This is a genomic window from Desulfobacula sp. (assembly GCF_021107415.1).
The window spans coordinates 16,816-37,037 of sequence record NZ_JAIOSW010000422.1 but is presented as its reverse complement, the minus strand read 5'-3'; the positions used below and the strand labels follow the sequence as shown (position 1 = coordinate 37,037).

Sequence of the window (20,222 nt, the reverse complement as noted above, 5' to 3'; positions counted from 1 at the left end):
GGTGTTATAGAACAATCGAATAGAAAAGTCTAGATTTATTATCTACTACGATATCAATGGGTTGTATAATAAATAGAGGGTTCTCGTGTTTGGCTCCAATTTTTTTTATGTTCGTGCGAAATGTAAGGTATATGAAGGGACAAAAAAGCTGTTTCTTCCCATTTATCACACATTTTAACTGAAAATTTAGGTAATTTGTTTTGATTTCTTATTAAGTATATGTTATTTATAAAAACAAAAACATATACTTAATAGGTTGAATATGGCTCGATTAAACCAGGATACAATCAAGGCCGCATATCGATATTTCGAAAAAATTAAAGTATTCAGTATTGGAGAATTATCTTCCGTTCTCACATGTTCCATCTCAAATGCCAGATTAAAAATCAAACAATGGCAAGCATACACAAGCTATAACCAGAACGGCAAATACTATACGTTGCCGCAAATCCCTCAATTTAACCAATATGGTCTGTGGCGATATAATAATGTTGGCTTTTCCAAGTATGGCAATTTAAAGAAAACCATTGTTCATTTGGTGACAGCTTCATCCACCGGGCTTTCAGGGAGACAACTCGGTGGGATTCTCGGGCTTACACCGCAGTCATTTTTGCACCATTTCCGTGAGTGTCCGGGCATCTATCGTGAAAAACATAATGGTGTATTCATCTATTTTTCTGACGTTGATGATATATGTAAAAAACAGGTACTGCAAAGAAGTTCTCTTATCGGAAGATCGGCCATCGTCACTATTTCCGACACTGAAGCAATTTTGATCTTGGTTGCCATCATCCGACAGCATCGCATATCGGCAGAAGACATTTCAGCCTTGTCGGAAATAAAAAAACGCAGAATCACATCAAGCAACATCAAAGGGTTCATGGAATACCACGGCCTATTAAAAAAAATTCCGGATTTCAGGCCTTAAAACTGCTGAAAACCTTTGTAGCTAATCTGACCGGAGCCGTTCAACCCGACGTATTATTCCCGAAACGACCGATTATATATTTTTACCCAGAGATTTCAAAATGTTCTGTATGTGGTTCTACGCTTCATGTTCAGAAAACGGAAACAAAATCTGTGGTCACCATGGATATCGGTGCCTTTGGGGCCAAGCAAACGATACTGCACTGTCCCCATAGCCATGGAACCTATAAATCCACACAGCTTCAAAACCTCGTACCCAAGGGAGGTACTTTCGGCTTTGATGTCGTCATTGAAATTGGGTATTCACTTTTTGTCCATTGCCGCAGCAATCAAGAGACCATGGCTGCGTTGGCGGCAAAAAACATATCCATCTCCGAGAGAGAAATCAGCTATCTGGGCCGCAAGTTCATCATTTATCTTGCCCTGGCACACAGACAGAGTCGGCCAGTTCTGAGAAAATTTCTGATGCGCAGGGGCGGATATATCCTCCATGTGGACGGGACCTGTGAAGGTGATAGCCCCAATTTGTTTTGTGGTCTTGATGGGATCTCAGAATTAGTCCTTGATACGGTCAAGATTGCTTCGGAGCAAAAGGACAAGCTTGTTCCTTTTTTTAAGGGTATTCAAAAACACTATGGTGAACCTAAAGCACTTGTGCATGATATGGGCAAAGGTATTTTAAATGCTGTGGCAGAAGTATTTCCGGGCACGCCAGATTTCATATGCCATTTTCATTTTTTACGAGATATCGGTAAAGACTTATTAAACAATGATTACACCGCTCTTCAAAAACGATTACGAAAACTTAAGATCCGGCCAACACTGAGACGGCGGGCTAAATATCTTGAGCAAAAAATCAACCCGGACTGCCATGATATTGGTGAAATCATAGAAAGCCTTCAAAGTGGGAAGTGGCAGACGAGCAATTTCGATAATGTTCCCCTGATAACGGCATATGCATTAATCCAGTGGATATTTGATTACCCAAATGAATCCGATGGATATGGGTTTCCATTTGATCACGCACACCTTGATTTTTATCGACGTATTCAAAAGGTTCATATTCTTTTGGGCCAGATTAAGGAAATCAATCTCAACGATTCTGCGAGGGCCAACAGGCCTTTTATCCAGTTATACAAGGCAATCAAAATAACCGCAGAAGATAATCGACTCAATGAGCTTGCCAAAAAATTAGAGGCAAAGATAGAAGTATTTGACAAGCTGCGATGCGCCATGCGTATTGCCCTTCCTGAGGGTAAAAACGGTATCAACGATAATGGCGATGTCTCGGACATGAAAAGCATTGAAGAAAAGGTGACTGCATTCAGAAAATGGCTTCTGAGCAATAAACACAGGGAAAAAACCTATAAAACTATGGTTGCCCAGATTGATAAATACTGGAAAAAACTATTTGCCGATCCAATACCGGTCGTTGGCCCGGATGGAGTTGTCAGGAATATCCAGCCACAGAGGACCAACAATATTCTGGAAAGATTTTTTCGGGATGTAAAGCGTCAGAACCGTAAAAAAACCGGCATGGCTTCGTTGAATAAAGTACTGCAATCTGTCCTTGCCGATACCCCTCTGGTCCAGAATTTAAGAGACGACGAGTATATGAAAATTATTCTCAACGGATGTTCGAGCCTGGCGGAACGATTCTCACAAATTGATGCTGTTCAGGTACAGCAAGAAATGGCGAAAGTTGTAGAGAACAACTGCAAAACATTACCTGGGATTAAAAAAATAATAAGAGATGAAGAATTGACAGTAAAATTTTCTGCGTTGTTCAGCTTAACAGCCGCAAAATGAATGCCAACTGCTATTTGCGGTCATAGGTTTTTTCTGAGGGATTTCCACAGGAAAAGGTAAACCATTTCGAAATGTGATCTGTTTATAAAAAACATTAATTGCCTGTGATGCTGTCAAACCCAGGGAAGATAAAATACTTTCAGCATTATTTTTAAGGTCTGCATCCATTCGTACAGATATTGTTGTATTTCTTGCCTGTTGAATTCCTTAATTCTCAACGCTTTTATTGAATTTGTAAGACGGCTTTTTCTGTCCCAACATTGCTTATGCCAGTCCTGGTTTTTTAAAAATTTCCGTCGGTAAGCCTTTATACCATCCATAATCGCTAGTAAAATATTTCAATTCATAAAAATTGAATTCAAACATTTTTCATTCCAAACACTTTTGCCTCCATAAAAATGGAAAAAGTTTACCCAAAATATAACATTAATTTCCTAAAATTGTGAAAAAATTTTACCAAATTCATATTATTTTTTATTACGCAGATTTGCATCCATACATTAATCAGTAGATAATATTTATCTACATCCTTGTCAATTCCACGCTTTCGTAATGCAGCTATTTATAATTGTAAGTCTGGTATGAATATTGCCTTTAAATTCGTGATAATATAGAAAAGCACCAAGCCTAAAACTGGTAGGCAGTGGCAGTTGCATTTCTATAGTAGGGCAACTTTGAAATATAATTTGATATTAAGAAGAATTTATATTAGATCAACAGATATAGGGATGACTCATTCACTATAGTATGGATATTAATCAGAAAAAAATAAATATTGGATATGAAACTTAGTCGCCATGTATTAATTTTATTTGTATTAGCTTTCATTCTGCTGAATGCTGTCTGTGCAGGTGCTGAAGCTATCTCACTGAGAATGAGCCGATCAGAAGTAATAAAAGGGGACAGTTTTAGCCTGGACATCGTTCTTGATGATGCGACTGGGCAGACAGCGTGTACGGTAACTTTGAATTACCCTGATGAAATATTTGAACTTGAGTCAACTTCGGTGTCAAGTGTTTTTTTTAAATCCTTTTATGACGAACAATCTTCATCCATTGTTATTCCCTGGGTTCATAACGGTTCTGTTCCCGGCAAGATTTTACTGAGCGGCGCCTATATCAACATGGATCAGAACTCTGGCGGTAGTGGGGATTACACAGGCGAGCAAGTCCTTTTTACCATCCATTTCAAAAGTAAAGAAAATGCAGTTAAAGGCATCTATAATTTTGAACTTCAACAGACTTTTTTGTTCAATCCTCTTGTTGGCTGGGGAATTGATATTAATGGCAACAATTTGTATGATGAGGCTGATGGAGATCTTTATACGGGAGTTCCGGTTCTGATTAAAGCGTATCCAAAAAATTCCTCCCAGTGGAATACCAAAATATTATCAGATGATTTTGAAGTAAGTATCGATTCATTTTCACCCAATCCTGCTTCCAGTATTGAGATTTTACCGGATTCTGATGGCGATGGTGTTGCTGATAAATATGACGTTTTCCCTCAAGACCCGAATGAGTGGGAAGACACTGATGGCGACGGCATTGGAAACAATGCTGATCCAGATGATGACAATGACGGGATGCCTGATGATTTTGAAACAACATATGGTCTGGATCCTTTTTCAAATGATACATTTGAGGATGCAGATGGTGACGGATACTGCAACTTGAGAGAATTTCTATCTATATCGAATCCTAATAACGAATATGATATCCCAAACTGCATTGCTGATTTTGATGTCACTCTGGATATAGACGGTAGTGATATTTCTGTACTCATCCAGGAATTAGGCATTATTGATTGTTCGCCGCAGTTCCCCTGTACCTGTGACATGGACGGCAATGGTGCGGTTGATGAGATTGACCTCTACCTTTTTATCGAAGATTTCGGCAGGAGTGACTGCCAATGAAATATGCAAAAGCCATGAGATTTGTATTGAATAAAACCAGATATATATTGGTAAGTTTGTTTGTTATTTTAAGTATAGTGCTTGCATTAAATGTGTATGCCGACACAAATGTAAGCGGGAATATTTTCACTGATACTACCTGGGACAGTACAGGAAATCCGTATATTGTTACAGAAGATATTTATATTGATGCTGGAGCTACACTGACAATAGAGCCCGGTGTTGTTGTTAAATTTAATTCCTCCAGGCGATTAACTAATAATGGGAGTTTGAATGTTAACGGGATGGAAAGTAACCCTGTCCATTTCACTTCAAACCAGGCATCACCTTCTATTTCAGATTGGCGCGGAATTCGTTTTTCAGATAATTCCAATGGGAATTTGAATTATTGTATTGTTGAATATGCATACAGTGGAATTGAATTAAACTTACAAACATCCCCGCAGATTATGAACTGCACTATACGAAATAATAGCTATGGTATTAATATAGGAGCGGTAGATTCAACCAGAACTCCACAACCGATTATTAACAATTGTTCTTTCTATGGAAATTCATCAAACAACCTCTCAGTTCCATCGTATCTTCGCTCTCTCACAGTGATTGATGCAACAAACAACTGGTGGGGAACAGCAGACCCTAATCAAATTGCAAAAACCATTTCCGACTATGGTGATTATCACGCGCGAAGCATGGTGGTAGATTTTTCTTTTTTTCTTGATTCAGAAAACGGATCACCCGTGGTTCCTGTTGGTGGAGAAACATATCTTAATGGAGTTACATTGGGTAATAGGACACTGAATGGTGATTATATCGTACCGGCATACTTTATTGTACTGCCGGGACATGAACTTACCATTTCACCTGGAACAACCATAAAATTTATGTCAGATGGATATTTTGAAATAGAAGAGGGTGCTGATCTTCTGGCAGGTGACCTTGAGGGAGATCCTGTCATTTTTACATCCTGGCAGTCAGCACCTGCAATTGCAGACTGGAAAGGCATCAAAATCAATAATTCAGATACGGTAGAGTTGAAGAATGCTGTTGTTGAGTATGCTGAAAAAGGAATTCTTATATCCGGAGGTGGTTCAGTTCAGGTATTACAGACTGTCATCAGAAATAACCAATATGGCGTCGAGGTCGAAGATTACAATGGAATCGCTTCACGTCCGGTGATTAACTTTTGTTCCTTGTATGGAAATACCTGGAATTATAAGGTGGAAAAAACCATATCCCTTGACCCTGTACCCCTTGATGCAACAAACAACTGGTGGGGGACGGCAGATCCTGACGAAATTGGTGAAACCATTTATGATCATGGCATCAGTCCGAGCCGGTCTGTCGTTGATTATTCTTTATTTCTTGACTCGGAAAACGGTACTCCCATTACCCATGCACCCACAGGAGAGATATATTTGATTGGCGGAACCGATGGGAACACCAGTTTGGACGGGTCTTATATTATTCCAAATTATTATAGTGTCATAAATGGATTTGAATTAACCATCCTTCCCGGAACAATTTTGAGATTCATGTCCGGTGCTGATTTAACTGTTTCTGAAAATGCCGTACTGAATGCCGGTGAATCATCAATGGTTCCGGTGACGTTCACCTCTGCAAATGCAACACCTGAGCCGAATGACTGGACAGGGATAAAGTTTGTCGACGGGTCTGTCGGCAATCTGGATAATTGTATTATCGAATATGCACAGTACGGCGTCCAGGTCACTGATAATTCCAGTCCATTGATAATCAATTGTACTCTCCGTTTTAATAATACCGGAATCTATGTTAATAAAACATTTTATGGCTCTGGTGTTCCCAATCCTGTTGTAAATTATTGTTCATTTACAGATAACCAGCAGTACAACTATTACACCTATGGTTTTTCCTCTGTTGTTCTGGATGCAACAAACAATTGGTGGGGGGCAGCTGACCCACAGATTTTCATCGAAAAAATAATGGATTACAAACAAAATGATTATAGTTCGGTTGTCAACTTTTCTTCCTTTCTTGATGCTGAAAACGGTTCTCCTGTGATTCCTCCGGGTGGCGAGACTTATTTAATAGGTATGACAGTGGGAGATGTCATTCTGAATGGGGATTATATCGTGCCGTCCTATTACACAGTAAAGACTGGGCACGAACTTTCCATACTGCCGGGATCCATCATAAAGTTCATGACTGGCTCCTATATAGAAGTGGCACAGGATGGGAGTATGACTGCCGGAGATTCCCAAGGGAGCTCTGTTACATTCACCTCATTTCAACCTTCCCCGGCCATAGGAGACTGGGAAGGAATCAAGCTGAATGACAGTGATTCTGTTGTTTTAAAAAATATTTTGGTTGAGTATGCATCAACAGGTGTTTTTATTTCTGCCGGTACTTCAACCCAAATAACTGATTCTACAATACGTCACAATAACAGAGGAATTGAAGCAGGAGGCTATAGCAATGATCCTCTTACCTTTCCAGTAGTCAACCAGTGTTCAATTTATGCAAACCAAGATTATAATTATTATGTTTCAAAGTACATTGATAACGATATAAGACCTCTTGATGCAACAAATAACTGGTGGGGGACGGCTGATCCACAACAAATCGGAACCATGATTTATGATAATGGAAAAAATGATCGGATGGTTTTCCTGGATTATTCTTCTTTCCTTGATTCTGAGAATGGAACACCCATTACCCATGCATTGACCGGGGAGCTGTATTTAATTGGCGGAACCCGGGATAACATGATTCTGGACGACAGTTATATCGTTCCCTATTCTTTCAGTGTGATAAAAGGCCATGAGCTGACTATCCTGCCCGGTTCAACGTTAAAATTCATGTCCGGTGCAGTCCTGACAGTGCTGGAAAATGCCATAATGACAGCCGGTGCATCGGTGGGGCAGCCTGCCACCTTTACCTCAGCACTGCCGGACCCGGCCCCCGGTGTCTGGGAGGGTATCCGGTTTAATCATAATTCTACAGGGACTATAAACAATAGCATCGTGGAGTATGCTGATATCGGCATCTATTTATTGAATGATACATCGCCACAAATCACAGACACAAAAATACGGCTTAACAATCGCGGTATCATGGGAGTGAATAATTATTATTATGCTGAGCCCCCGGCCCCCAGTGTGAACCATTGCTATTTTGATAATAATTCAGAGTATAATTACTATGTCCAGTCATACCATAATCTTAGTGCAGTGATCCTTGATGCAACACACAACTGGTGGGGAACAAGTAATGTGCAAACCATTTCAGAAAAGATATATGACTTTGGAGATCACAGCAATTCTCCTGTTGTGGATTTTTCTTCTTTCATTTTCATGAATGGGCCGAGCCTGAGTTCTGTCCTCCAAACACTGATTTCAAGTACACCAAGTCCTTCTGTAGTTTTTAAATATGATTTTAATGACGATGGAAAAACCGGCGGAGAAGATGCAACCTACATCCTTCAACATATGGCCGGACTGCGATCAGACAACCAGACTCAAATCTATTTTAATGGCATCATCTCTTCTGCCCTGACATTGACACTTGATGAGTCCCCTTCCATTGTCACAGAAAATGTCAGAATCTTGCCCGGCATTACAGTGACTATTGAACCCGGGGTCATCATAAAATTTGCACAAGGCAAAAACCTATGGGTAGACGGAGAACTCAATGCTATAGGGACAGAAACCAGTCCGATAAAATTTACTTCTGCCGTACTATATCCTGCCCTGAGTGCCTGGCAGGGGATTTATTTTAATGAAAATGCAACAGGGCAAATCACATATTCAATCATTGAATATGCAGATCGCGGTATTGAATGCAAAAAAGCCGGCCCCTTGATCAGCAACAGCACATTTTTTAAAAATAGGCATGGTATATATCTTACCGATTCGTCACCCATGATTCAAAACTGCCTGTTAAATGAAAATTATACTGCCATTCATTGTTATCGCAAAAGCTCCCCCCAAATCTTAGCTAATACAATTATTGAAAACTTAATCGGAATAAAAATTCAAGGAGGTAACATTTCCGTTGATGAAAATCCGCATCCTGTCATCAATAACAACAATATCTATAATAACGGAGTTGGAAACAACGACGCATACAATGTATCTATCGAGTGGTTTTATGACGCTGAAAATCAATTAATTGATTTGAATAATAACTGGTGGGGAACTATTGTCAGAAGTGAAATTCGGGACAACATATATGATTATTCTGATTCTGATACATCGGCACAGGCGGATGTATCAACAATCCTTGATGGTGAGAATGGCAATACCATCCCAGGTCATCTTCTGATTACTCAAATTTCTGTATCTCAAGAATTTATTAACCCTGCCAACAATGATTCAAGTTTGATTTCATTTCATCTTGATGTACCATTGAATATTACAATCGAATTATATAAGGCGATGATGATTATTGATCAATTTGGGGATGGAACATTTGAAAGAGCGTATCTAATGACTTTGATGGAAATGAAGCCACTGCCAGCTGGAATGTATAGTATTCCCTGGGATGGAAGAAATGTGAATAGTGATGTGGTAGACCATTCTGTCTATGTTTATGTTATTAAAGCCTTTGATGGAGATGAACTTGTTGATGTCTATGATCCGGCCTATGTAAAAACCCCGGTTAGTATAACCGAGGGGTCTGTTAACCCGGCACAATATAACCCATACGCCAATGAGGATATACAGATTCAGTATGAGTTGAGTCAAGCCGCATGGGTGACCATTGGCGGACAGAAAAAATTAAATCCTCTTTTTAAAGGCACTCCAAGAAGCCAGGGCCCTCAAACAGAAATATGGGATGGTCTCAATGCCTCCGGTGCTGTGGTCGTGGGGGAACTGGGTATTAATATGAAGGCAGAATCCATGTCTGAGAATGCCATCGTTCTTCAGGATAATACACTGCAAATTACCGATGTTTCATCTGAACCCTATGTAATCACCCCTACATATGGACAGATCAGCACCATTTTTTATACCCTGACCAAGGAGGCGGAAATTTCAATCTCTTTAAGAGATCCCAATGGCGGGAACTGGTCTCTAATCGATGCCATGGTTAAAGTCCAGGGCAATCATACCTTTGAATGGGACGGAAAAATCGGCAGTACGGAATTGGAAAAAAGCAACGGTCCCCAGGGAGATTATACAATGGTTATTACTGCCTTTGACAGTGGGAATAACACAACCTTCACCAAGCATGTCAATGTTCATGTTTATGATTAATCAATTTAGTAAAATAATTTTTTTCATTATTCTTCCAGCAGTATTTTTCTTGCTTCCTGTGAATATTTGTATTGCCAAAGGGATGTCATCAAATCAAATCGGTTGTTCCTGCCTGACCGATGAATTCTGGCAGATCTGGAAATTTAATCTTGATACCCGGCAATCTGAACAATTAACCTTTGATTCCCAGGACAAAAAAGAACCCAAGTGGTATCAAAAGGGGAGAAAATTTCTTTACCGGACAAGCAACGCTAGAATATATTCAGTGCTTGATGAAAACAATGATGGAAAAAAAATACTTGAAAAGTATGGAAACCTTTTTGATCCGGATATTTCTCCGGACAGTCAAGAAATGGTCTTTACCCGTTTTAAAGAAGACCTGATGGATGACAGCGATATATGGAAATATAATTTTTTAACCCGGACCATACAAAAACTGACTGATATGCCGGGACGGCAGTATGATCCGGTCTGGTCCCCCGACGGGGGGAAAATTGCATATGTGTCTGCTGTAAAAAATAAAAAAAAATATGGTGTATGGGTGATGGATAAGTCAGGTGAGAACAAAGCCTGTGTGATTGAAACCCGATATAATAACATGAAACCCTGCTGGTCTCATGATGGAAGATATATTGCCTACACGTCTGATGCTGAAGGCAACAGTGATATCTGGGTACTGGATTTAACCAATAATCAAAAAAAACGGCTGACCCGTTTCCAAGGGTTGGATGCACAGCCTGTCTGGTCTGAAAATGATCAGACCATATTTTTTGTTTCAACCCGACAGGAAACGCTTCAGATATGGCAGATGAAGGCCAATGGATCGGATAAAAAACCTGTCACCCCGATGAATAAAAAGTGTACTGATCCTGTTTGGATAAATACAAAATGAAAACACTTAATATTATACTATTCATTGCCTTGGCCGGCCTGTTATTCTCTTGCACACAGGGCCGTTTAAAACCAGAAAAAGAGATGGCCGCCCTTAATACCCGTCCATTGAGAATCACCAATATCCGGGTGGATAAAAAAGTGTTTTCTCCTGAAAAAGAAAAAGATGTATCCATACATTTTAATATATCCAAACAAAGCCAGGTTACCGTAAAACTTTATAATAGAAGTGATCTATTGATCAAAACACTTGTCAAAAACAAAGAGCTTGAAAAAGGACCCCACAAGATAAAGTGGGACGGCACTGATGACCACAACCATCTTTTACCACCGGGGTATTATATTTTTACAATTATGGGTAAAACCAATAACGAGAAACCAGTAGTGTACGATCCTGCAGATGAAACAGGCGGCAATCTTATCAAAGCAAGGGATGCACAACTTGATACTTTCAAAGGTGAAATCCGATATATTCTGCCGAAAGCAGGTATGGTTAGAATCAGAGCAGGTGTTGAGAACTCGCTGCTTTTACGGACAATCATAGACTGGGAACCCAGGGCAGCAGGCAGGCAGAAAGAGCCCTGGGACGGATTAGATCAAGATGGACTGATCAATCTATTTAAACTGCCAAACCGGCAGATCAGTATTTTTGCTTATTCTTTACCGGATAACAGTATTATTCTTAGTAGAGAGACTCTGAAAAAAGATTTTCCTTCTAAGAACCCTCCTGATCAAAATGAATTGCGCTCACCAAAGAAAATTCGAATAAGCAACAAATTCAAACATTCAACCCATGATGCAGCACTTTGCCACGAACCTGATTTTCAAATAGTGTTCCCGGGACAGCACAAAAAAGATTCAGAAGGTATCCCAATTTTAAACGGTATAGTTCCTGTGAAAATTGTTCTTTCTAAAAGAGACCGGAAACATCTTGAAAGCTCCCGGTTCGAGGTCATGTTCTTTGTTGATCTTATTTTTTTGTTCGAGGATGAAGAGGGATATACACCGTTTACTTTTTTCTGGGATACAAGCAACCTGCCCGAAGGAGAGCATGTATTCACCACCAATATCTGGAGTTACGATGATCATTGCGGTACAAAAAGCCGGAAAGTCATAATAAGGAGATAGCTGATGTTTTTTAATAGATACAAGATGATTAAAGATTCTTTCGTTGTTACACTTCTCAGCTTTACCCTTATATTTAATACCGGTTATCTCTATGCAGGTGATGGTGGCGGCGATGTTCATGGGGGTACTTATTTAGGCGGAACAACGGCTGACGGTGGAGATGTTCCTCATGGAGAAGAAACTAAACCCGAGGCCGACGAAAACCCAGCATTTGATGGCGATCCAGTCTCTTTGTTTAATGGTGAGTATGTTTTATTAAGACAAGGTCTGAAAATTCCGGGAAGAGACATTGATATTAATGCATTTCACACATACAGAAGTCAACGTAATTTCAATGGCAGATATGGGTACGGCTGGTTTTTCAACTATGATATCAAAATTAGAAAACTGAGCTCCGGTAATATTCTTTTTATCGATAACACTGGTCGGAAGATTGAATATATTAAAAACGGTTTTGAATACAGGAAATCGGTCAGGTGCTGCGAAGATGTCATTTTACAAAACCCCAATGGTACTTATACCAAAACTCTGAAAACCGGAATGAGATATGAATTTGATCTCAATGGGAACCTGACCAGTATTAGTGATCCTAATGATAATACCATCCAGTTTGAATATAGTGCAGCAGGTAAACTACCCATTGTCGGGGTGTCTAAATATATGATGACGCTGACATCCAGTGTCATTGCCTATGAATACAGGCTGGAAAAAATAGCCGACACATCCGGACGGCAGATAACATTTGACTACGATAGTCTAGGACGACTGACAAAAATTACTGATCCTGCCAGCAGGGAAACTACCTATACTTACGATGCAGATAACAACTTGATCAAGATTACAGACTCTGCCGGTGATTTTTATATCTATGCTTATGATGTAGACCACAACATGACAAGCATCACAGATCCCAGGGGTTATACTGAACTGCAAAATTCATATGATGTGAATGACCGGGTTGTCTCTCAAATTTATAATGGTGCAACCTTTGGATTTGAATATGATATTGAGACCCATACTACCATCGTGACCGAGCCAAACCTTTCAAAAACCTTTTACCAAATGAACGACAAGGGAAATTCTGTCAAAGTCATTAAGGATTATGAAAACCTCAAGATTACAACTGAGAAGACCTATGACTCAGACATGAACCTGATGTCGGAAAAAAATCCCAAAGGACACACCACCAATTATACTTGGGATACCAAAGGCAATATGCTGACAATGACCGATCATCTTGTTGGGATTCAAACCTTTACTTATGATCCTGTTTTCAACCGGATTAAAACCATTACAGATGAATTGGGGCGAGTAATCTTTTTTGATTATGATGCCAGGGGAAATCTTGTTAAAATTACAGATCCACTGCTCAAAGAGACTACCTTTACATATGATCCGGCCAACGGTGATCTGTTATCAACGACTAATGCCTACAACAAAACCACCAATTTTACTTATAACGTCCATGGGGATCTTACTGAAATCAGGGATCCACTGAATTACACTCAAAACTTTACCTATGATATCCTGGGTAACCTTAAAAGTGTAATTGATCAAAATGATCAAACTACCTCCTGCGAATATAATGACAAAAATGAGCTGATTACCATTACTGATCCGTTGAATCATATTACTCGCATGACCTATGATAAAAACGGAAACAGGACATCTGTTGAAGATGCATTCAACAGAGTTACAAATTTTGAATACAATGACTATGACCACCTTATTCAGATAACAGATGCACTGAATAATACGATTTCCTATGCCTATGATACCAATTGGAACATCACCTCAGTAACAGATGCTGAAAACAACACCACACTAAAAGCATATGATCTGTTTAACCGGGTGGTCAACATCACTGATGCGATGAACAATGAAACCAGTATGACCTATGATGCCCATGACAATCTTGCTTCCATAACCGATGCCAGACTCAATACCACCACCTATACCTATGATGAACTCAATCGTCTGATCCGAACAACCTATCCGGATACCACCTTTGAGGCGCTTACCTATTATAAAACTGGTACTTTAGAATCCAAAACTGTAAGGGACAGCCGAACCATAACCTATGCCTATGATGAATTGAACCGGCTGACCACTACGACCTATCCTGATTCAACCCAGACGGTTTTTGGATATGATGATCTGGGAAGACTCATTTCGGCAGTCAATCCTTCATCCACTATTTCCTATTCTTATGATGCCTTTCATCGGGTTTTACAATATATCCAGGATGGGAAAACAATAGAATATGAATATGATGGTGCTGGCAACAAAACAAAGATTACCTATCCTGATGCAAGCTTTATCACCCGGGAATATGATCCACGGAACCAGATTGATATAATCAGAGATTCATCAAATGCTGTTATTGCAGACTATACCCATGACAAGGTTAAACAACGGTCCCGGATTAACCTGGCAAATGGAACTGCAGCAGAATATAATTATAATGCAATATATCGCCTGACAAATTTGACTAATAAAATTGTTTCTCCTGATACAACTTTTTCAAGCTATGCCTATACCCATGACAAGGCAGGAAACCGGAAAACCATGACGGCATTGGATGGTATTCATTCCTATACCTACGATATAATTTTTCAATTAACCGGGGTTGATTATCCTATAGTTGCCGCCTTTCCCGACACTGTTTATAATTATGACAAGACAGGCAACCGGATCACAACAGCAAATGGAGAGACAGTAAATTATACTGCTAACAATCTGAACCAGTATACTACTGTGAATGGAACCTTTTTTTTATATGATATAAACGGCAATCTGACCCAGGATCAAATCCGAATTTATGTATATGATATTGAAAACAGGCTTATTCAGACCACAGCTCCTGTCGGAACTTTTTCTTATGCCTATGATGCCTTTGATCGCCGTGTTTCTCTGTTTGGATCCTCTGAAACCACAAAATATATCTATGACAACAATCAAGTCATTGCAGAATACAATGGTTCAGATATTTTACTACGCAAATTTGTTTATGGATCCGGAATTGATGAACCGGTTGTAATCGAGACTTTCGGAGGCAAGTTTTATTATCATTTCGATGGTTTGGGTTCCGTATCGGGCTTAACAAACTCTTCTGGCAATATTATAGAAAAGTATGCATATGATATTTTTGGCACACCGGAAATAAAAAGCAGTACTGGAACTATTCTGCTTGAATCAAGTGTTGGGAACCCCTATTTGTTTACTGGAAGGCGGTTTGATGCCGGCACAGGGAATTATTATTATCGAGCAAGATATTATTCCCCTGTTATTGGTAGGTTCCTCCAAGTAGATCCTATCGATTACTTTGACAGCATGAATTTGTATAATTACGTTTTAAACAGCCCTACTACTATGATTGATCCTTTCGGACTTTTAACAGTTACTAAAGGCATTAATCTCCTCCCTAACAATGAACCCCTAGGGAATACTGTTGATATAAGACGTCCAACCCCTTATTATCCAGTGGTCGCTCATGGTTATCAATTTAATCCTAATTCTGGATACAAAAATATAATAACGCCAGAAATGCTTAAAAAAATGATAGAAAATGATAATAACTATAAAAAAGGACAAACAATAATACTCTATGCATGCGAAGCCGGAAAGGGTGATAATTCATTTGCCAGACAACTATCGGACATTATGAATGCAGATGTCATCGCAGCAAACAGTACTGTAGAATTGAGCACATTGACAGTTAGTAACAATGGTGCGTGGCTTCTGTTTAGTCGCAGACCTTGGTTCCAAAGAATTATCGGATTAAATGCAAAGGGCAATCCACTTTAATTCGTAATTCGGGGTAAAATTCAGAGACACCATACTTGAATTCAGGGGACACTAAATTATATGAAATATAAAAAAAAGTTTTTATATACATTTTTAATGTGCATTATTTTGTCATCTTCAGGCTGGTCAAAAGGTATCCAAAATAATGTAATTATCTACACTTCCCACGACCAGATATATTCCGAGCCTATTTTAGATCTCTTTGAGAAAATCTCAGGTATTAAGGTCAAGGCGGTATATGACGTAGAAGCGACAAAAACGACTGGTATTGTAAATCGTTTAATCGCAGAAAAAAATCATCCCCGGTGCGATGTGTTCTGGAACAATGAGAATATCCGAACCATTGTTCTTAAAGAAAAAGGAATTCTTCAAAGATATATTTCCGATTCTGCCAAAGATATACCAAAAGGGTTTAAAGATCCAGAAGGGTTCTGGACCGGATTTGCGGCAAGATCCCGTGTGATTATTTATAATAAAGACATGGTTGATGTTGATGATTTCCCGAAATCAATCTATGATTTTACGGATCGAAAATGGAACGGGCAGGTTGCCATTGCCAATCCTTTGTTTGGGACAACCGCCACCCATGCAGCTGCATTATTTGCCTATCTGGGCAATGCTAAAGCCATATCATTTTTTCAAGCATTAAAAGAGAATCATGTGATTATTGCCCAGGGCAACTCTGTTGTAAAAGACCAGGTGGCCAATGGTGAGCTCATGGCCGGCCTGACAGATACAGATGATGCCAACATGGCTATTCTGGCAGGCAAACCAATTGGTATTGTGATGCCTGACCAGGACGGCATGGGCACGCTTTTAATCCCCAATACTGTTGTATTGATTAACAATTGTCCCAATCCTGAAAATGGTAAAAAATTTATTGATTTTCTTTTAAGCAAAGAGATTGAAAGCAAGCTCGCCTTTTCATCGTCTGTCCAAATCCCTGTAAGAAATGATGTCACAAAACCAGCCACTACCCCTTCTTTTGATTCAATACGATCCATGGATATCTCGTATGATGAAATTGCCGACAAGATGGAAGAAACCGCACAATATATAAAAAATTATTTTCTCCGGTAAACCTACTTTTTCATGAAGAAAATAATCCTTCTTACCTCCCTGGCTTTTTTTATCATCATTGTTCTTCTGCCGGCCATATGGATCGGTGTGGATTCTTTTTTTCATCAAGGTCATCTTTCGTTTGAAAGCTATAAAAATGTTTTAATGAAAAATGGGCAGGGAATTTTTTTTTTAAATACGATCAGGCTTGCATTTTGCGCAACTCTTTTATCTCTACTAATCGGTGTTCCTTTAGGGTTTTTGCTCGAAAGAGTTGATCTTTCCTTTCATCGATTTGTCAAATATCTATACCTTGTTCCACTGATTATTCCGCCCCATATTCATGCTATTGCCTGGATCAGTCTTTTGGGAACAAATGGATTCATTAATCAATTCTTAAACAATTTATTTCATCTTGAAACCCCGATCTTTACAATTTATGGTCTGGTTGGATCTGTCCTGATCTTGGGACTTTCCTACTTTCCGATTATTACGGCCCTAACCATCAGCGGACTGCGCAGCATTGATCAACAGATGGAGGATGCCGGTAAAATTATCACCCACAACTTTGATGTGACAAGAAGAATTACACTGCCGCTTGTGCTGCCCCATATCATCGCTGGAGCCGTGTTTGTTTTTATTTTTTCAATGATAAATTATGGCGTACCGTCTTTATTGCGGGTCAATGTCTTTCCTGTAGAAATCTTTGCACAGTTCAGCGCCTTTTATGATTCTAAGGGAGCTGTGGCATTGTCTATGCCCCTTGTCCTTATTGCTTTCATATTGATCCTGGTCCAGGACCGGTACATGAAAGATAAATCTTATATCACTATTGGAGCCGGTGCAAAGACGCTCACCCGGATAAATCCGGGAAACTGGCAGATAGCAGCATGGATATTCGAAGTTTTTATCATATTGGTTTCAGTGGTACTCCCCATCACAATATTATTTTATGAAGCAGGTTCTTTGGCTTCGTATATAACGGCTGTTAAAACAGCTCATAAACAAATATTGACCAGCCTTGGTTTGTCGGTAATTGCTGCAACGGTTGCCGTTTCTTTAAGTTTTTTCATCGCTTACATCCTGGAAAAAACCCAGTGGCAGGGTAAAGGAATTATCAAGCTCTTTTCATTTTTACCCTTTATTGTGTTGCCGGCCATTCTGGGCATCGGCATGATACAGGTATGGAATAGACCTCAGTTTGATTTTATTTATACAAGTTCTGCAATTGTTGTTGTTGTTTTTATGGCAAGATTCAGTCCATTTGCTTTACAGGCAATCTCGGCAAATCTCAGACAGATAAACATCAATCTTGAAGAAGCAGCATGCTTATCACATGTTACCTGGCAGGATCAGATCTTAAAAATATTGATACCCCTCGCCAATCCCGGACTGATTACCGGATGGATCATGGTCTTTATCCTAAGTATGGGTGAACTGGGGGCAAGCCTGCTTGTTATGCCGCCCGGACAGGCAACCCTGTCCATAAGAATATATACCCTGATGCATTATGGAGCGGGTAATCTTGTGGCAAGCCTGTGCCTGATACTTATTGCCATAACCCTAATACCTATTTCAATTCTGTTATTGCTCAATTCATGGTATAGAAAATCTAATTTAGACAGACGGAAAACATATGATCCAAATACTGAACCTGAAAAAACAATACAAAAAAGCCACAGTGCTTGACAATATCTGTTTAGAAATTGGGAAACAAGAGACTGTTGTAGTGGTTGGGCCTTCCGGGTCCGGCAAAACAACACTTTTACGACTGATTGCAGGCCTTGAAAAGCCGGATGCAGGTGAAATATATATCCAGGGAATCAAGTCAAGCAAACCCCAAAATATAATTATTCCGCCAAACAGGAGAAGACTTGGGATGATTTTTCAGGATCTTGCCCTGTGGCCCCATATGACAGCACGTGAAAATATTGAGTTGGGACTTATATCGCTTGGAATGAGTAAAAACAAAAGAAAACAAAAATTAAAAAAAATGCGTGGGCATATTGATATTGATTCATTTATTAACAGGTATCCCGAACATTTGTCTGGTGGTGAAAAACAAAAAGTCGCCCTTGCCAGAACCCTTATACTGGAGCCGGACATCCTTTTAATGGATGAGCCATTAAACAGCCTTGATACCGTTCAAAAAGATGATATTCTATTGTTGATCAAGCAGCTTGTTAAACTGTATAAAATCACCATGATCTATGTGACACATAACAGGGAAGAGGCACTTTTCATGTCGGATAGAATCTGTGTGATGTCTAATGGCCGAATTGTTCAAACAGGTGTTAAAGAGGAATTAGTGAAAAACCCGAAATCAAAATTTATTCAATATTTTTTTAAGGGGTAATAGATGAAACGAGTGTTATCTTTATCAATCGTAATTATTTTGATCATCACCCAGTCTGTAATGGCCCAGTCCCCTAAAAAACAGACGGTGTATTCAACCTGGGAGAACATGGAAATTGATAAATGTGCTTCTGCCTGGCTTTTGAAACAGTTTGTTGACAAACAGGCTGTTTTCCGGTTTTTTGCAAAAGGGGCACTCATATCAGACGGCATTCCCTTTGATGTGCCCCAGGCAGACATCCGGCGTTATCATACACTTTCGAGCTTTGAATATATCATGAAAAAGCACAAAATCACTGATCCTGCTCTGAAACAGATCGCCAAGATTATTCACGATATTGAGATTAATTTTTGGGGTGAAAAAAAAATAAAGAATTCAGAGGAAATTTATTCCATATTTCAGAAAATTATGGAGACATCCAAAACACCTGAAGAATGCTTTATGTCCAGTTTTAAATATTTTAATGAATTATATGGTGAATTTAATGAATGATGAAAGAGTCTAATAAGGGCAAATTTCATTTTAATATTTTTCTGATGGTGTTTAGAAAATTTTTCAAGCGAACCTCTTACTTTCTCAATTCCGATACTTCTCAGGTAACCCGCACCAATAAAACCACCAGCAATATGGCTGAACTGTGAAATCCTATTATTTTCCGGTCATTTTGATTTTATAATTTGTCCAGGTGTAAAAGTTAAGGTACAATGAAATTTTTAATAAAAGAATTGATATAAAATAAACAAATGGAGTTTTTATGACCCTTGTCCTAAGTTTTTTGTTTAAAAGTCTGGCCGTTTTTATTGTGGCAAAAATGCTGCCTGGAATACATATTAAAAATTTCGGAACAGCCATTTTTGTTGCCTTTATTTACAGTGTGATTAATTATCTTTTGGGAAAAATTCTATTCTTTTTTGCATTTCCGGTAATACTTATTACATTCGGACTCTTTACGTTTATTATTGATGCCTTTTTTTTATGGATCACGGATAAAATAATAGAGGATTTTAAGATTGATAATTTCGGTACCACAATTTTAGCAGCATTTTTGATAATGGTTTCAGATAGACTGCTTAACTGGATTTTTTTGTAAATT

Annotated in this window: 13 protein-coding genes; 12 read left to right on the top strand and 1 reads right to left on the bottom strand. The window is 39.1% G+C overall.

Translation table 11 applies throughout. From position 1 onward, the window contains the following. The first annotated feature begins 262 nt into the window (after positions 1 to 262). Together K8S13_RS21340 and K8S13_RS21335 are read left to right on the top strand one after the other, a co-directional pair. Complete coding sequence (locus K8S13_RS21340) at positions 263 to 928, top strand: hypothetical protein (protein ID WP_291465746.1); 666 nt, start codon at positions 263 to 265, stop codon at positions 926 to 928. A 152-nt stretch (positions 929 to 1,080) separates the two neighbouring features. Further along, on the top strand, positions 1,081 to 2,736 hold the full coding sequence (locus tag K8S13_RS21335) for a transposase (RefSeq protein WP_291465745.1): 1,656 nt from the start codon (positions 1,081 to 1,083) through the stop codon (positions 2,734 to 2,736). Here the strand turns inward: K8S13_RS21335 and K8S13_RS25815 are convergent. Beyond that, on the bottom strand, positions 2,719 to 2,916 hold the full coding sequence (locus tag K8S13_RS25815; RefSeq protein WP_367172800.1) for a type II toxin-antitoxin system RelB/DinJ family antitoxin: 198 nt from the start codon (positions 2,914 to 2,916) through the stop codon (positions 2,719 to 2,721). The two genes, K8S13_RS21335 and K8S13_RS25815, sit on opposite strands and share 18 nt — an antisense overlap. A 595-nt stretch (positions 2,917 to 3,511) precedes the next feature. Here K8S13_RS25815 and K8S13_RS21330 point away from each other — a divergent pair. The 10 genes from K8S13_RS21330 (at position 3,512) to K8S13_RS21285 (ending at position 20,219) form a co-directional block, all read left to right on the top strand. Continuing rightward, a complete protein-coding gene (locus K8S13_RS21330) occupies positions 3,512 to 4,648 on the top strand; it encodes a hypothetical protein (protein WP_291465744.1) in 1,137 nt (378 codons plus the stop codon). Then, the gene (locus K8S13_RS21325; protein WP_291465743.1) at positions 4,645 to 9,888 is read left to right on the top strand and encodes a right-handed parallel beta-helix repeat-containing protein; all 5,244 of its coding nucleotides are present in this window, start codon (positions 4,645 to 4,647) and stop codon (positions 9,886 to 9,888) included. The genes K8S13_RS21330 and K8S13_RS21325 overlap by 4 nt, the downstream gene beginning before the upstream one ends. A gap of 49 nt (positions 9,889 to 9,937) precedes the next feature. After that, positions 9,938 to 10,780, top strand: a complete 843-nt coding sequence (locus K8S13_RS21320) for a hypothetical protein (RefSeq protein WP_291465742.1) — start codon at positions 9,938 to 9,940, stop codon at positions 10,778 to 10,780. After that, entirely contained in the window at positions 10,777 to 11,907 is a 1,131-nt protein-coding gene (locus K8S13_RS21315; protein WP_291465741.1) for a FlgD immunoglobulin-like domain containing protein, read from the top strand. Before K8S13_RS21320 ends, K8S13_RS21315 begins: the two co-directional genes overlap by 4 nt. Before the next feature lie 3 nt (positions 11,908 to 11,910). Next, positions 11,911 to 15,714 carry an RHS repeat-associated core domain-containing protein gene (locus tag K8S13_RS21310; protein WP_291465740.1) on the top strand — a complete coding sequence of 1,268 codons (3,804 nt, stop codon included), beginning with the start codon at positions 11,911 to 11,913 and terminating at the stop codon, positions 15,712 to 15,714. Between the two features lie 60 nt (positions 15,715 to 15,774). Beyond that, positions 15,775 to 16,794 (top strand): extracellular solute-binding protein, encoded by a 1,020-nt coding sequence (locus tag K8S13_RS21305; protein WP_291465739.1) that lies wholly within the window; start codon positions 15,775 to 15,777, stop codon positions 16,792 to 16,794. Positions 16,795 to 16,806: 12 nt separating this feature from the next. Further along, the gene (locus tag K8S13_RS21300; RefSeq protein ID WP_291465738.1) at positions 16,807 to 18,462 is read left to right on the top strand and encodes an iron ABC transporter permease; all 1,656 of its coding nucleotides are present in this window, start codon (positions 16,807 to 16,809) and stop codon (positions 18,460 to 18,462) included. Next, positions 18,410 to 19,129, top strand: coding sequence for an ABC transporter ATP-binding protein (locus K8S13_RS21295; protein ID WP_291465737.1), 720 nt, complete (start codon positions 18,410 to 18,412; stop codon positions 19,127 to 19,129). Before K8S13_RS21300 ends, K8S13_RS21295 begins: the two co-directional genes overlap by 53 nt. A 3-nt stretch (positions 19,130 to 19,132) precedes the next feature. Further along, positions 19,133 to 19,621, top strand: coding sequence for a chromate resistance protein ChrB domain-containing protein (locus K8S13_RS21290; protein WP_291465736.1), 489 nt, complete (start codon positions 19,133 to 19,135; stop codon positions 19,619 to 19,621). Positions 19,622 to 19,883: 262 nt separating this feature from the next. Continuing rightward, positions 19,884 to 20,219, top strand: a complete 336-nt coding sequence (locus K8S13_RS21285; RefSeq protein WP_291465735.1) for a phage holin family protein — start codon at positions 19,884 to 19,886, stop codon at positions 20,217 to 20,219. Positions 20,220 to 20,222: the final 3 nt, after the last annotated feature.